The organism is Actinophytocola sp. (genome assembly GCF_050699915.1).
Lineage (GTDB): Bacteria > Actinomycetota > Actinomycetes > Mycobacteriales > Pseudonocardiaceae > Actinophytocola.
Genome location: NZ_JBOHGA010000179.1, coordinates 1 through 13379 on the forward strand (window position 1 = coordinate 1; position 13379 = coordinate 13379).

General features: G+C 71.1%; 11 protein-coding genes, 1 pseudogene and 1 riboswitch. Of the genes and pseudogenes, 7 read left to right on the plus strand and 5 right to left on the minus strand.

Annotated elements, in window-relative coordinates; all coding sequences use genetic code 11:
• The coding region (locus tag ACRDSK_RS25315) for a pentapeptide repeat-containing protein (protein ID WP_431443754.1) at positions 1-3366 on the minus strand (3366 nt) is incomplete at its 3' end.
• Complete coding sequence (locus ACRDSK_RS25320; protein ID WP_431443755.1) at positions 3363-3845, minus strand: hypothetical protein; 483 nt, start codon at positions 3843-3845, stop codon at positions 3363-3365. The genes ACRDSK_RS25320 and ACRDSK_RS25315, both read right to left, overlap by 4 nt.
• 75 nt (positions 3846-3920) lie before the next feature.
• Here ACRDSK_RS25320 and ACRDSK_RS25325 point away from each other — a divergent pair, with 75 nt between their 5' ends.
• The 5 genes from ACRDSK_RS25325 (at position 3921) to ACRDSK_RS25345 (ending at position 8231) form a co-directional block, all read left to right on the plus strand.
• Positions 3921-4556, plus strand: a complete 636-nt coding sequence (locus ACRDSK_RS25325; RefSeq protein ID WP_431443756.1) for a class I SAM-dependent DNA methyltransferase — start codon at positions 3921-3923, stop codon at positions 4554-4556.
• Positions 4553-4978 (plus strand): YkvA family protein, encoded by a 426-nt coding sequence (locus tag ACRDSK_RS25330; protein ID WP_431443757.1) that lies wholly within the window; start codon positions 4553-4555, stop codon positions 4976-4978. The genes ACRDSK_RS25325 and ACRDSK_RS25330 overlap by 4 nt, the downstream gene beginning before the upstream one ends.
• A 9-nt stretch (positions 4979-4987) precedes the next feature.
• Positions 4988-5833 carry a 16S rRNA (adenine(1518)-N(6)/adenine(1519)-N(6))-dimethyltransferase RsmA gene (gene rsmA / locus ACRDSK_RS25335; RefSeq protein ID WP_431443758.1) on the plus strand — a complete coding sequence of 282 codons (846 nt, stop codon included), beginning with the start codon at positions 4988-4990 and terminating at the stop codon, positions 5831-5833.
• A gap of 76 nt (positions 5834-5909) precedes the next feature.
• Positions 5910-5999: riboswitch (SAM riboswitch) on the plus strand.
• Positions 6000-6156: 157 nt separating this feature from the next.
• A complete protein-coding gene (locus tag ACRDSK_RS25340; RefSeq protein WP_431443759.1) occupies positions 6157-7173 on the plus strand; it encodes a methionine ABC transporter ATP-binding protein in 1017 nt (338 codons plus the stop codon).
• 95 nt (positions 7174-7268) lie between these two features.
• Positions 7269-8231: a 4-(cytidine 5'-diphospho)-2-C-methyl-D-erythritol kinase gene (locus ACRDSK_RS25345; RefSeq protein ID WP_431443760.1), complete on the plus strand. Its 963-nt coding sequence runs from the start codon at positions 7269-7271 to the stop codon at positions 8229-8231.
• Here the strand turns inward: ACRDSK_RS25345 and ACRDSK_RS25350 are convergent.
• Positions 8185-8403 carry a DUF397 domain-containing protein gene (locus ACRDSK_RS25350; protein ID WP_431443761.1) on the minus strand — a complete coding sequence of 73 codons (219 nt, stop codon included), beginning with the start codon at positions 8401-8403 and terminating at the stop codon, positions 8185-8187. The genes ACRDSK_RS25345 and ACRDSK_RS25350 overlap by 47 nt on opposite strands.
• Positions 8404-8416: 13 nt before the next feature.
• Positions 8417-9253, minus strand: a complete 837-nt coding sequence (locus tag ACRDSK_RS25355; protein WP_431443762.1) for a helix-turn-helix domain-containing protein — start codon at positions 9251-9253, stop codon at positions 8417-8419.
• Positions 9254-9348: 95 nt separating this feature from the next.
• Between ACRDSK_RS25355 and ACRDSK_RS25360 the strand changes: the two genes are divergently transcribed.
• Both ACRDSK_RS25360 and ACRDSK_RS25365 read left to right on the plus strand, forming a co-directional pair.
• On the plus strand, positions 9349-11124 hold the full coding sequence (locus tag ACRDSK_RS25360; protein ID WP_431443763.1) for an ABC-F family ATP-binding cassette domain-containing protein: 1776 nt from the start codon (positions 9349-9351) through the stop codon (positions 11122-11124).
• A gap of 21 nt (positions 11125-11145) precedes the next feature.
• On the plus strand, positions 11146-12816 hold the full coding sequence (locus tag ACRDSK_RS25365; RefSeq protein WP_431443764.1) for a fatty acyl-AMP ligase: 1671 nt from the start codon (positions 11146-11148) through the stop codon (positions 12814-12816).
• 51 nt (positions 12817-12867) lie between these two features.
• On the opposite strand, the pseudogene ACRDSK_RS25370 reads toward ACRDSK_RS25365, so the two are convergent.
• Positions 12868-13379 (minus strand): annotated as a pseudogene (locus ACRDSK_RS25370) (hypothetical protein); the annotation flags it as partial.

Genomic DNA, 13379 nt, shown 5'->3' on the forward strand with positions numbered 1-13379 from the left:
GGCCTGCACCCAGTGGGTGTTGCCGGTGAGTTGGTGGGTGGGTTGGCCGGTGTCGGCGTTCCAGATCTGGGCTGTCGAGTTGGCGCTGGCGGTGAGGATGCGGGTGCCATCGGGTGACCACGCCACGGCTCGCATTTCGCTGGTGTTGCCGGTGAGTTGGTGGGTGGGTTGGCCGGTGTCGGCGTTCCAGATCTGGGCTGGCATGTCGGCGCTGGCGGTGAGGATGCGGGTGCCATCGGGTGACCACGCCACGGCCTGCACCCAGCCGGTGTTGCCGGTGAGTTGGTGGGTGGGTTGGCCGGTGTCGGCGTTCCAGATCTGGGCTGGCATGTCGGCGCTGGCGGTGAGGATGCGGGTGCCATCGGGTGACCACGCCACCGCTCGCACTTCGCCGGTGTGGCCGGTGATGTGATAGATGAGTTCGCCGGTGTCGGCGTTCCAGATCCGGGCTGTCGAGTCGGCGCTGGCGGTGAGGATGCGGGTGCCATCGGGTGACCACGCCACCGCTCGCACTTCGCCGGTGTGGCCGGTGATGTGATAGATGAGTTCGCCGGTGTCGGCGTCCCAGACTCGGACTATCGGGTCGCTGCCGGCGGTGAGGATGCGGGTGCCATCGGGTGACCACGCCACCGCCAGCACTCCGCTGCTGTGGCCGGTGAAGGTGCGTAGTGCGAAGGGGCCGGGCCGCGTCTCGACCGCCGAGGGCGCGACCAGCAAACCCTCGGACGACGCGGGTGTCGGTTCGCAGAACAGCAGCTGTGTCCGGTAGGTCTCGGCATGCTCGAGGTCGAGATTCGCGATGTCGCACTTGCGGAGGATCGTGCCGACGGCCCGGGTGCCGTCCCAAGTGGACCGGCTGAGCCGCGAGTCGTGCAACTCCGCGTTGCCGGTGTCGGCGTTGGTCAGATCGGCTCGGGACAGGTCGACCCGGCGGAAGGTGGTTCGGCGCAGGTCGGCGCCGGCGAAGGACGCGCCGGCCATCGACAGCAGCCTGTCCGAGGCCCCGATGGTCCAGCCGCTCAGCTGGGCGCCTTCCAGGTGCACGCCGGTGAGGTCGGGATGCGGGTGGCCACGGCCGGCCGCGTGCACGCAGTAGGCGAGCATCAGTTCCGAGGCCATCGGTGCGTAGCGGCTGCCGATGCGGCGGAGGGCGACCAGGGGTTTGTCTGGCGCGGCGGCGATCGACTGGCCGAGGAACTCCAGGGTCTCCTGGCTGGGCACAGGCATGGCGAGGTCGTCGGTGCCGTCGCTCAGGGTGCGGAAGAGGTGGCAGGCCAGGAAGTACTCGAACAGGGAGCGGTGGCCGAACTGGAAGGCGTCGCCCTCCCGCTTGAGAAACGTGGCCGTGCGGAAGTCGGCCTTCCACAGGTCGGGCAGCGGCTTCTCATAGTGGCGGCGTAGGTCCGGGCGGCGGTCGAGCACGTCGAGCAGCCAGTCGTCGACCTCGGTGGGCGTCCACTCGTTGCGGCCGGATCGCCACAGTGCGGCCGCGATCTCCTCCATGAGCAGTCGCTTGTGGTCCGGGGTGAGCGTGTGTTTTCCGCTGTCCCGGGCGATCCAGCGTGCGACGACCTCGGAGTAGATGTCGACCGAGCGCAGCGTCCGGCCCTCGAGCTTGGCCCGCTCGATGAAGTCCAGCTGGTCGGCGATCAACCGCAGCGTGAGCGGCCGCCGCGTTAGTTCGGGTAGGTCGTGTACCGCGGCGATGGTTTCGAGGAACCCGTCGACCCACTCGGGGTCGCGGTCGACGTTCTCGGCGAGGTACTCCCGCACCTGCTCGTCCCGGAACGGGACCATCAGCAGCGCCAGATAGTCGGATCCGCGCAGGCCCTCGCGGTCCTCGCCGGTGAAGAAGGTGACCTGGTCTCGGATCGTGCGGAAGAACTGGGTGCGGCAGGTGAGCAGCATCCTGCTGGTCGACTTCTTGCTGAGCGACCGCCACAGCTGGCGGGTGAACAGCTGCCGGTCGTGGTCGCCGAGGTTGACCAGGACCTCGTCGAGACCATCGAAGATGACCACGGCGTCGCCGGCGTCCAGTCGTTGCCGGACGACGTCGGCACACAGCCGTTCCTGCGGGACGCCCGTGGGTCGGGTGGCGTCGATCATGGTGTCGAGAATGCGGTCCAGCGTCATCGAGTCGGCCAGGTCAGGGACGCGGACATCGCGCAGGTCGAACAGGATCGGTAGCGGGACCCGCTTGCCGCGATCCCGAAGGTCGAGCAGTCGCTGGGTGAACAGCTTCGCGGTGGTCGTCTTGCCCATGCCCACGTCGCCCAGCAGCGCGCACAGTCGAGGCGCGCCGGCCCGGCGGTCCGTGACCCAGTCGACCAGCCGGTCGACCGCCAGCACCGGAGGTCCGGCCGTCGGTTGCGAACCGTCCAAATGGGACTCACGCAACGAGGTCTCGGCGAGTTCGGCGGGCACCAGGTGGTCGGGGTCGCTGCCGCTCTTGCGCCGGTATGCCAGGTGGGAGAAGGCTTCCAGCTCGTCGCGGCGATCACTCCGGGCTGGCGGAGCGGTCAGGGCCGACCGGATGAGGTCATCCAGATCAGCCACGAAGTTGGACCGCTGCTTAGACGATGTCTGCTGGTCCCACGGCTCGTTGCGCCGCCGCACCTCTTGTCTCTGCAGCCGGCCCAGCGGCACCGGTCCGTCCGGCAGGACACTGAACGCCACGGCCACCAGCGGGTCCGGACCGTCGAGCACGCGACTCCGCTCGACCGTGTCGGCGAGGTAGGCGGGACTGAGCAGCGCCACCCGGACGTCGGCTTCCGCGGCGAGCCGGTCGCGCGTCCGCTCCACGTCCTCGCCCAGCTCCACCGAGCGTGGGTCCACCACGTCCCACGACCGCTCCGGGTCCGTGCCGAGCCGGTTTCGTAGCTGCTCCAGCAGCGCGTCCACGCGCCGTACCGTCGGGCCGGTCGTCGGATGGAAGCTGACGTACAACCGGATGCGGCGATGCTTGCCGAGCTCGGACACCTCCGGCGCGACCGAGTGGGCTACCTCGTCGCGCTCGGCCGCCGCGCCGGTGAACGAGGCGATGCCCTCGTCGATGAGGTCCCCGCCGGTGAACCAGCCGTACCGCTGGTCCGGCGGCACCTTCCGCGAGTCCAACTCCAGCTGAAGATCCACTCCCGCGTTCTTGGCGGCGTCGTTGACCTTCCTCCGGAAGTCCACGAACGCCTCCTGCGCACGCCTGTCCCCGCTCGGGAACTCCGCCGCCGCCAACGCCTCCCGCAGCACGAACCGCCGGTCGTCGCCGACGATCTCCAGGATCGCCGCGAGCCGGGCGGCCTGCATGGTGGTGAGCGACGGCCGCAGCGCGTCGAGGTGGACAGCGATCTCGGTCTGGCGCAGGGGGTTCACAGCGATCGGTATCCGTTCTCCGCCAGCGCCCGCCGCCGGATCGAGCCGGCCAGGTCGTTGGCGAACGTCGTGCGGCGGTGGCCCGACAGCTCGGCGAAGCTGCGGCTGCCGGACGTGAACACCAGCTGCCGCTCGACCCCGCCCAGGTCGTGCTCGGCGCGGAACTCCGGCAGTGGCGCCAGCGCCACCGGCAGCGAGCCCCGGTCCGCGGCCGGGCCGGCGAACCGCGGCAACTCGTGCTGGCGGATGAACTCGCTCGCGAAGTAGTGCGTGCTGAGCAGCAGCAGTCCGAAGTCGGCCTCGTCCAGGCGGTCGAGAATGCCCGGCAGGAACTCCTCGCCACAGGTCAGGTGGCTGTCTTCCCACCACTCCACCTCGAGGTCGGTGAAGATGCCGAGCACGGGCAGCAGGTCGGCCAGCAGCGCCTTCTTCAGGTCGGCGTTCCGATGGCACCAGCTCAGGAAGATGCGGACCTGCATCGGTCCTCCTAACCCCAGAAGACCCGGTTTCAAATCCCGGATCGCAAGAAGGGTAGCAAGTTCTAGGCTCGCCGGGTGAGTGCAGCCGGGCCGTCTCAGTTGACCGCGATCCGCGATTCCTACGACGCCGTCGCCCGCGACTACGCCGATGTCGTTCCGGATCGCTTCGCCGGGGATGTCTTCGGGCGGGCCATGATCGCGGCGTGCGCCGAGGTGGTGAGTGGTCCCGTTGCCGATGTCGGTTGTGGGCCGGGGCAGGTCACCGCGCACCTGGCCGCACTCGGCCTCGACGCGTTCGGCGTCGATCTCTCGCCGCGGATGGTCGCCGTCGCACGGGAGCGGTACCCACGGCTGCGCTTCGAGGTCGGCTCGATGGCCGGGCTGGAGATCGGCGACGGATCCCTCGGCGGGCTCGTCGCGTGGTGGTCGATCGTCCACACGCCGCCCGCCGAGCTTCCGGTCGTGTTCGCCGAGTTCCACCGGGTGCTCGCGCCGGGCGGGTACGCGCTGGTCGGCTTCCACGCCGGCGACCGGCGCCGCCGGCCGGAGCACGCCTACGGCCATCCGGTCCACTTCGACGTCTACCGCTTCCCGCCCGACCGGATCGCCACCTTGCTGGCCGACGCGGGCCTGAGGGTCACCGCAACCCTGACCACTGAGGGCGAGAACGCGCCGCAGGTGTGCTTGTTCGCCCGCAAGTCCGGGCCGTGACCGGCTCGTTCTGGTGGGATCTGCTCATCGGGGTCGCCGTGGCGCTCGCCGTTTCGTGGGTGGCGCTGATCGTGGTTCTGCTCGTCGTGCGGCCGCGCGGGGACCTGCTGCGCGAAGCTCTGCGGCTCCTGCCCGACGTGGTCCGCCTCGTCCGGCGGCTGGCCGCTGACCGAACCCTGCCGCGCGGGGTGCGGGTCCGGCTCGCCCTACTGCTGGCCTACCTCGCGCTCCCGATCGACCTCGTGCCCGACTTCGTCCCCGTCCTCGGGTATGCGGACGACGCCGTCCTCGTCGTCGCCGTGCTGCGTGGGGTGGTGCGCCGCGCCGGGGTCGACGCCGTTCGCGCGCACTGGCCCGGCACCGCCGATGGCTTCGCCACCGTTGTCCGTGCCGCGGGACTCGACCGGCGGCCGCCGCTCTAGGCTCGCAACGTGAGTGAAGGGGAGAGTGCGCTGCTCGGACCCGCCGATATCCGGCGGTTGGCCGAGGAGCTGGGGATCCGGCCGACCAAGAAGCTCGGCCAGAACTTCGTCCACGATCCCAACACCGTGCGGCGCATCGTCAACGCTGCCGGGCTCACCGCCGAGGACACCGTCGTCGAGGTTGGGCCCGGGCTCGGGTCGCTCACACTCGGCCTGCTGCCCGCCGCGAAGGCTGTTTACGCCGTCGAGATCGACCCGATGCTGGTCGAGAGGCTGCCGCAGACAGTGGCTGAGCGGGCGCCCGACCTCAAGAACAGGCTGCACGTGATCCATGACGACGCGGTCCGGATAAGCAAGAGCAGGTTCCCGACGGAGCCGACGGCGTTGGTCGCCAACCTGCCCTACAACGTCTCCGTCCCGGTCGTCCTCCACCTGCTCGCCGAGCTACCCATCAGGACAGCCCTGGTCATGGTCCAGGCCGAGGTCGCCGACCGGATGGTGGCCGCACCGGGATCGCGCATCTACGGCGTCCCCAGCGTCAAGATCGCCTGGTACGCCAAGGCCACAAAAGTAGGCACAGTCCCGCGCACGGTGTTCTGGCCGGTCCCGAACGTCGACTCCGCCCTCGTCCGGCTCGAGCGCCACGACGAGCCGCAAGCAGACAAGCGGCAGGTCTTCAAGATCGTCGACGCGGCCTTCGCCCAGCGGCGCAAGACCCTGCGCGCGGCGCTCGCCGGCACGCTGGGCGGGGCCGAGCGCGCCGAAGCGACACTCACCAAGGCCGGCGTCGACCCGCGCGCACGCGGTGAGCAGCTCTCCGTAACCGACTTCGTCGAAGTTGCGGCAGTCGTGTGATTTGGCAGATATCCGACCGCCCGTGACCGCCCTGGCGGTTGCACGGCGATACGGGTATCGGGTTGACTGCAAGTGGTATCCATCCCGAGCGGCCGAGAGACCTGGCTCCCCGACGCCGCAGCAACCACCCACCGCGGGCAGGTGCTAACGCCAGGAACGATGGAGGAGTGAGAGCGATGGTCATGCTCACTTCCAGGCGTGTAATCGACCAGTGCCGGCGCACGGTCACGGGTTGTCGTCGCTAACTAGCTGACGCCCCGATCCCCACCCCGCCACCCGGAGCGAACCGGGCAGCGGCCCATGCGCCTGAACTGGAGCACATCGTGATCACCCTGGAAAATCTCAGTAAGTCCTTCCGAAGTACGTCCGGCTCGATCGTCGCCCTCGACGACGTCACGCTCGACGTGCCGGCCGGCGTCATCGCCGGTGTCGTCGGCCCGAGTGGAGCCGGCAAGTCCACCCTCGCCCGCGTGCTGTCCCTGCGCGAACGCCCGGACAGCGGCGTCTTCCGCCTCGACGGCCTCAACACCGGCACCCTCGACGAGCGCACCACGCGCATCGCCCGCTCGCGGATCGGTGTCGTGCCCGCCGGCGGCTCGCTGCTCGGCCAGCGCACCGCCGCCGGCAACGTCGCGCTGCCGCTGGAACAGGCCGGCATGGACGGCCCGCAGCGCCGCGAGCGGGTCGGCAAGGTGCTCGACCTCATCGGCCTCACCAACCACGCCGCCACCTACCCCGACGACCTCACCGCCGGCCAGCGCCAGCGCGTCGCCGTGGGTCGGGCGCTAGTGGGCGAGCCGGCCGTGGTGCTCGCCGACGACCCGACCGCCGGCCTCGACGACGACGGCGCCGCCGGCGTGCTCGCCGTGCTCGACCGGGCCCGCGCCGAGCTCGGCGCCACCGTGCTCGTCGCGACCCAGGACACCAGCGTGGTCCGCCGCATCGCCGACGACGTCGCCGTCCTCGAGCACGGCCGGCTGCTGGAGAGCGGCCGGCTGCTCGAGCTGGTCCAGGACCCGGACAGCCTCGTTGCGCAGGCCGTGCTGCCCGCGATCGACCCGGCCACGCGCAGCGACTACCCGGGCGTCGCGGACGTCGTGCTCGTCGGCTTCGCGGCCATCGGCTCGCTGCTGCCCGAGGCCGCGAGCCGGTTCGGCACGGACATTTCGGTGATCGGCGGCGGTGTCACCCGAATCGGTGAAACTCCGGTCGCGCGGTTCCGGCTCGGACTTGCCGGTGATCGGACCGACTCCGCCCTCGGCTGGCTCGCCGAGCGCGGCGGCTCGGTCCGCCACCTCGCCCGCGGTCCGCGGGGCAGTGTGTCGGATCGAGCCGCCTGACCTGCGTACACGTCTCCCAGTCGGCCGTCGGTGGACACCAGTGGACAGTGGTGGGCAGCGGCCGGCCGGGACCGGCGTGGCCGTAGGCTGGTGGTGTGCTCGCAGTCGTGCCGCCTCCCGTGACCGTTCGAGTGCCCGCCAAGGTGAACCTGCACCTCGCGGTCGGCGCCGCGCGCAAGGACGGCTTCCACGAGCTGGCCACCGTCTTCCAGTCGCTGTCGCTGACCGACGAGGTCACCGTCGCCATCGCCGACGAGCCCGGTGTCGACGTCCGCGGCGAGGGCGCCTCGACGGTGCCCAAGGACGGGGCGAACCTGGCCTGGCGTGCGGTCGAGGAGCTGGCCCGGCACGTCGGACGGGAGGCCGAGGAGTCCAAGGTCCGCGTGCTGATCCGCAAGAACATCCCGGTGTCCGGCGGCATGGCCGGCGGCAGCGCGGACGCCGCGGCGACGCTCGTCGGGCTCGCGAGCCTGTGGAGGCTGGAGATCGGCCGCGACGAGCTCGCCCACGTCGCCGCCACGCTCGGCAGCGACGTGCCGTTCATGCTGCACGGCGGCACCGCGCTCGGCACCGGCCGCGGCGAGCAGATCGTGCCGGTGCTGACCCGGCACACGTTCCACTGGGTGCTCGCGTTCGCCCGCGGCGGGCTGGCGACGCCGAAGGTCTACGCCGAGCTCGACCGGCTGCGCGAGACCGGCGACCCGCCGCACGTGGGCGAGGTCGAACCGGTCATCGAGGCGCTCGCGGCCGGCGACCCGCGCCAGCTCGCGTTGTTGCTGGGCAACGACCTGCAGCCGGCGGCGGTGTCGTTACGGCCGGGCCTGCGCCGCACGCTGCGCGCGGGAGTCGAGGCGGGCGCGCTCGCCGGCACGGTGTCCGGATCCGGCCCGACCTGCGCCTTCCTCTGCGCCGACGCCGACGACGCCGTGCATGTGGCGGCGGAGCTGTCCGGCGCCGGCGTGTGCCGGACCGTTCGCGTGGTGCACGGGCCCGTTCCCGGCGCCCGGGTGGTCAGTGACGACCAGCCGCGCCCGATCCCGCCCGAGGTGCACGCCTGAACTGCCGCCACGCGGCGGGGGAGAAGACGAGCGGCGTGCCGCCGGAGTCCTTGGAATCCCGCACTCCCACAGCCGAATCGGCGAACGCGACCTCGACACACGCGTTGTCGTTGCCGCCGCCACTGCGGCTGCTCTTTCGCCACCGCGCCTCGGCAAAGTCCACAGTGGACACTGGTTGCCCTCCGTTAGAGCCGGCCTGCAACCCGCTCGACGAAGGCAACTGACTCGCTCGGATTCAAGGCCTCCGACCGCAGGCGATCGAACACCACCTTAGCCGCCGCGACCTCCTCGGGATTCTCGATATGCAGCGACCCGGTGATGTACGGCGCGAACAGCAGATCGGGATCCTCATCTTCGATGAAGTCCAGCAGGACGAACGAGCCGTCCATGCCGACATGAGAGCCGCAACTGTCCGGCAGCACATGCAGGGTGACCGACGGCAGCTCGGCCTGCCGGGCCAAGTGCCGCAACTGATCGCGCATCACATCCGCGCCGCCGACTGCCTTTCGCAGAGCCGCCTCGTCGACGACGGCAACCAGCTTCAGCGGGAACTCCTCGTCGGTGAGCCGGGCGCGCCGGTGCAGTCGCGCCGCCACCTGGTCGCCCCGCTTCTCGCCCCGAATCGCGAGCAGGTCGTTCTCGAACACCGCACGCATGTAGCCCTCGGTCTGGAGCAGTCCGGGCACGTGCATCAGGCTGAGCTCGTGCTCGGTGGCCGCTTCGGTCTCCATCGCGATGAAGCCGTGCGCTTCGATGCCGTACTTGCGCCACCAGCCGGGCCGGGCCGCATCGCGGGCCAGCTCCACGAGGTCCGGGTCGTACATGTCATAGATGTCCATGGCCGAACGCACGAAATGCACGTCCGCCTTCGACGTGCCGCTCTCGATCCGATGAAGTCCGCTCCTGGTCTTGTCGAGCAGGCGCGCGGCCTCCTCCAGCTTCAAGCCCTTGGCTTCCCGCATCCGGCGCAGCCGGCGCGCCAGGCGCACTCGCCGCAGCGTCGGGCTGGTTAGCTCACTCACCCCGTGATTACCTTTCGTATCCGAGTGAGCACGATCCTTGCACCTGGAACGCCCACGACTGGGATTTCCACCTCGTGGGTACCGTTGGGCTCCTCATGGTCAACCTGGTCAACCTCGAAGCCGTCTCCAAGAGCTACGGCATGAGTCCGCTGCTGGACACCGTGTCGCTCGGCGTCGGCGCCGGCGACCGGATCGGCGTCGTCGGCCTCAACGGCGGCGGCAAGACCACGCTGCTGGAGCTGCTCGCCGGTCTGGAGCCGCCGGACACCGGGCGCGTGAGCCGGAGCCGGGACCTGCGCCAGGCCGTCGTCACCCAGCGCACCGAGCTGGCCGAGGGCTCGACCGTGCGGCATTCGGTCCTCGACCCGCTCGGCATCACCGCCGAGCACGAGTGGGCCGCCGATCCGCGCGCTCGCGGGATCCTCGAAGGGCTCGGCATCACGGCGCTGGGCGTGGACGCACCGGTGGCGACGATGTCCGGCGGCGAGCGGCGCCGGGTCGCGCTGGCCGCCGCGCTCGTCCAGGAACTGGACCTGCTGATCCTCGACGAGCCGACCAACCACCTGGACGTCGAGGGCGTCCGCTGGCTCGCCGATCACCTGCTCGGCCGGGGGACCGCGCTGGTCGTCGTCACGCACGACCGCTGGTTCCTCGACACCGTCGCCACGAACACCTGGGAGGTCGTCGGCGGCCGGGTCGAGCAGTACGAGGGCGGGTACGCGGACTGGGTGTTCGCGCGCGCCGAGCGGGCTCGGCTCGCGGCCACCCTGGAGGAGAAGCGGCGGAACCTGGCGCGTAAGGAGCTGGCGTGGCTGCGTCGCGGGCCGCCCGCGCGAACGTCCAAGCCGCGCTACCGGATCGAGGCGGCCGAGGCGCTGATCGCCGACGTGCCGCCGCCGCGGGACTCGGTCGAGCTGCTGGCGTTCGCGCGTCGTCGGCTCGGGCGGACGGTCCTCGAGCTGGAGGACGTGTCCGTGACGCTGGGTTCGCGGACGCTCGTCGACGGGCTGACGTGGCGGATCGGGCCGGGGGACCGGATCGGGCTCGTCGGCGTCAACGGGTCGGGCAAGACCACGGTGTTGCGGCTGCTCGCCGGCGCGTTGGAGCCGGACGCGGGCAAGCGGGTCCAGGGGCAGACCGTGCGGCTGGCGTACCTGAGCCAGGAGCTGCACGACCTGCCGGGCTCACTGCGCGTGCTGGAGGCGGTCGAGGAGATCGCCCGGCGGGTGACGCTGGGCAAGCAGGAGATGTCCGCGTCGCAGCTGGCCGAGCGGTTCGGGTTCCCGGCCGCGCGCCAGTGGACGCCGCTCGCGGACCTGTCCGGCGGCGAGCGGCGACGGCTGCAGCTCGCGCGGCTGCTGATGGCGGAGCCGAACGTGCTGCTGCTGGACGAGCCGACGAATGATCTCGACATCGACACGCTGCAGCAGCTGGAGGACCTGCTCGACGGCTGGCCGGGCACGCTCGTGGTCGTCTCGCACGACCGGTACCTGGTCGAGCGGGTGTGCGACGCGGTGTACGCGCTGCTGGCGGACGGGACTTCAGCCGGCGGCGTGACGCACCTGCCGGGTGGGATCGAGGAGTACCTCGCGCGCCGCGACTCCGCGCTGCGTGCGCCCACCCCGGTCGCGGCGCCGAAACCGGCGGTCTCGTCAGCGGCCGAACAGCGGGCGGCCCGCAAGGAGCTGGCCAAGCTGGAACGGCGCCTCGACGCGCTGACCACCCGCGAGGCGTCGCTGCACGGGGCGCTCGCGGAGGCGGCCACGGACGCGTCGCGGCTGCTGGAGCTGGACGCGGAGCTGCGCGAGGTCGTCGCCGAGAAGTCCGCCGTCGAGCAGCGCTGGCTGGACATCGCGGACGTGGCGGAGTAGGTGCACCTCTAGGCTCTAGCCATGAGTCGTTTCGTCGAGACGCTTGTCGCGACCGCCAATACGGGCGGCAAGCTTCGGGGGGTCACCACGGGCGAACCCCGTGAGGCCACGCGCACCACCTGGGCCGAGGTACACGAGCAGGCGCGGGCGATGGCCGGCGCGCTGGTGTCGCGAGGCATGGCGCCGCACGACGCGGTCGCCGTCCTCGCCGCGGAGCCGTCGTCGATCGGCCCGGCCGTGCAGGCGGTGTGGTTGGCCGGCGGCAGTGTCACGATGCTGCATCAGCCGACCCCGCGCTCGGACCTCGCCGTGTGGGCCGAGGACACCGTGCGGGTGCTGAACATGATCGGCTCGAAGCTCGTGTTGCTGGGTGCCCCGTTCGACCAGCTGGCCCCGGTGCTCGACGAGCACGGCATCGGCTACGTGCTGGTGACGGACCTGGCCGCGGGCACCCCGCTCGACGCGGTGGTCGAGGTCGACGAGTCCGCGCCGGCGCTGCTGCAGCTGACGTCGGGGTCGACCGCCGACCCCAAGGCGGTCCGGATCACGCACGGGAACCTGCTGACGAACATCACGGACATGGCTACGTGCGCCGAGTTGGACCCCTCGTCGGACATCATGGTCTCGTGGCTGCCGATGTTCCACGACATGGGCATGGTCGGGTTCTACACGACGCCGATGACCATGGGCATCGAGCTGGTGAAGGTCACTCCCGTCGACTTCCTCACCGGCCCGCTGTTGTGGGCGGAACTGATCTCCAAATATCGCGCCACGATCACGGCCGCCCCGAACTTCGCGTACGCGCTGCTGGGTCGCCGCATGTCCGGTGTGGACTCCGATGATCAGTACGACCTGTCCTCGATGCGGCTGGCGTTGAACGGCGCGGAACCGATCGACGAGAAGGCGGTCAAGTCGTTCACCGACAACGGTGCCCGGTTCGGACTGCGCGCCGAGTGTGTGTTCCCGGCGTACGGCATGGCCGAGGGCACGCTGGCCATCTCGTTCCCGCCCGTGTTCACCGGCCTGCGCCTGGACTACATCGACGCCGATGCGTTGGAGTCCGGTCAGCGGGCCGTCCCGGTCTCCGCCGACACGCCCTCGGTGCGGTCGTTCGCGTTGCTGGGCAAGCCGTTGCCGTCGTTCGAGGCCCGCATCGTGTCGTCTTCGGGAGACGTTCGCGGCGAGCGCGAGGTGGGCGAGATCCAGATCCGCGGCGCGGCGGTGACGCCCGGCTACCTGACCGTGGACGGCCCGCTGGCAACGCAGGATGCCGACGGTTGGCTGGCAACGGGCGACCTGGGGTACACAGTGGACGGTGAGATCGTCATCTGCGGCCGGGCGAAGGACGTGATCATCCTGGCCGGCCGCAACATCTACCCGACGGACATCGAACGAGCGGCAACCGCGGTGGAGGGCGTCCGAGCCGGCAACGCGGTGGCGGTGCGCCTGGACGCCGGCACCCGCCGCGAACGCTTCGCGGTGGTGGTCGAGTCGCGCCTGTCGGCAGACCCGACCGCGGTCCGAACGCTCCGCAAGGAGATCGGCGCGCGCGTCTTCGAGGCCGTGAACGCCAGGCCGTCCGCGGTGGAGGTGCTGGCACCGGGCACCCTGCCGAAGACTCCCTCGGGCAAACTCCGCCGAGCCGCCGCCGGCGCCCAGCTGTCGGACCGCCTGACACCTCCCGACGCCTGAGACCACCGCCCGGCCGAGTCGCCGGCCGACCTGCGCCGGATGTCGGTCGGCCTACAGCTCTCGGCGCTTGAGCTCGCTCACCCAGGCGGCGCGCAGCGCCTCGACGGCACCGATGTGGTAGCCCTGCCCGATGAAGAACGTCCGGGAGAGCTTGAGGCCGGCGACCTCGTCGGGACGCGGCCCGTTCTCCACGTCGGCGATCGCGTCGGCCAGCAGGGCGACCAGCCGCTGCACGTCACCCGGCCGGTAGCCGCGCTCGCCCGGAGGCGCGGGCGGCAAGGGCAGGGTGAGCAGGTCGGTGTCCCGCCACGCGTCGAGGGCCGAGCTGTTGGGTGTCTGCTGCGCCCGAGACTCCTCCGCGGCCTCCGTGTCGCTCGGCGCGCCGGGACTCGCCGGCTCGCCACGGTTCGCGAGCCCACTGGGTGCGGGGGCCGGCGGCCCACTGCTCGCACGCGGGCTCACCGGGTCGCGCGTGGTCGGCGGCTCGGTGGGCGGGTAGGGCGCCGGGCTGATGCTCGCGCGCACGCCCGCCGGGTCGCGGGGCGGCCCACTCGGGTGCGGGT

What these genes read in the sequence shown, in the direction of transcription:
- ACRDSK_RS25320 (WP_431443755.1), bottom strand. Translation starts at nt 3,845, where the DNA reads ATGCAGGTCCGCATCTTCCTGAGCTGGTGCCATCGGAACGCCGACCTG.
- ACRDSK_RS25365 (WP_431443764.1), top strand. Translation starts at nt 11,146, where the DNA reads ATGAGTCGTTTCGTCGAGACGCTTGTCGCGACCGCCAATACGGGCGGC.
- ACRDSK_RS25360 (WP_431443763.1), top strand. Translation starts at nt 9,349, where the DNA reads ATGGTCAACCTGGTCAACCTCGAAGCCGTCTCCAAGAGCTACGGCATG.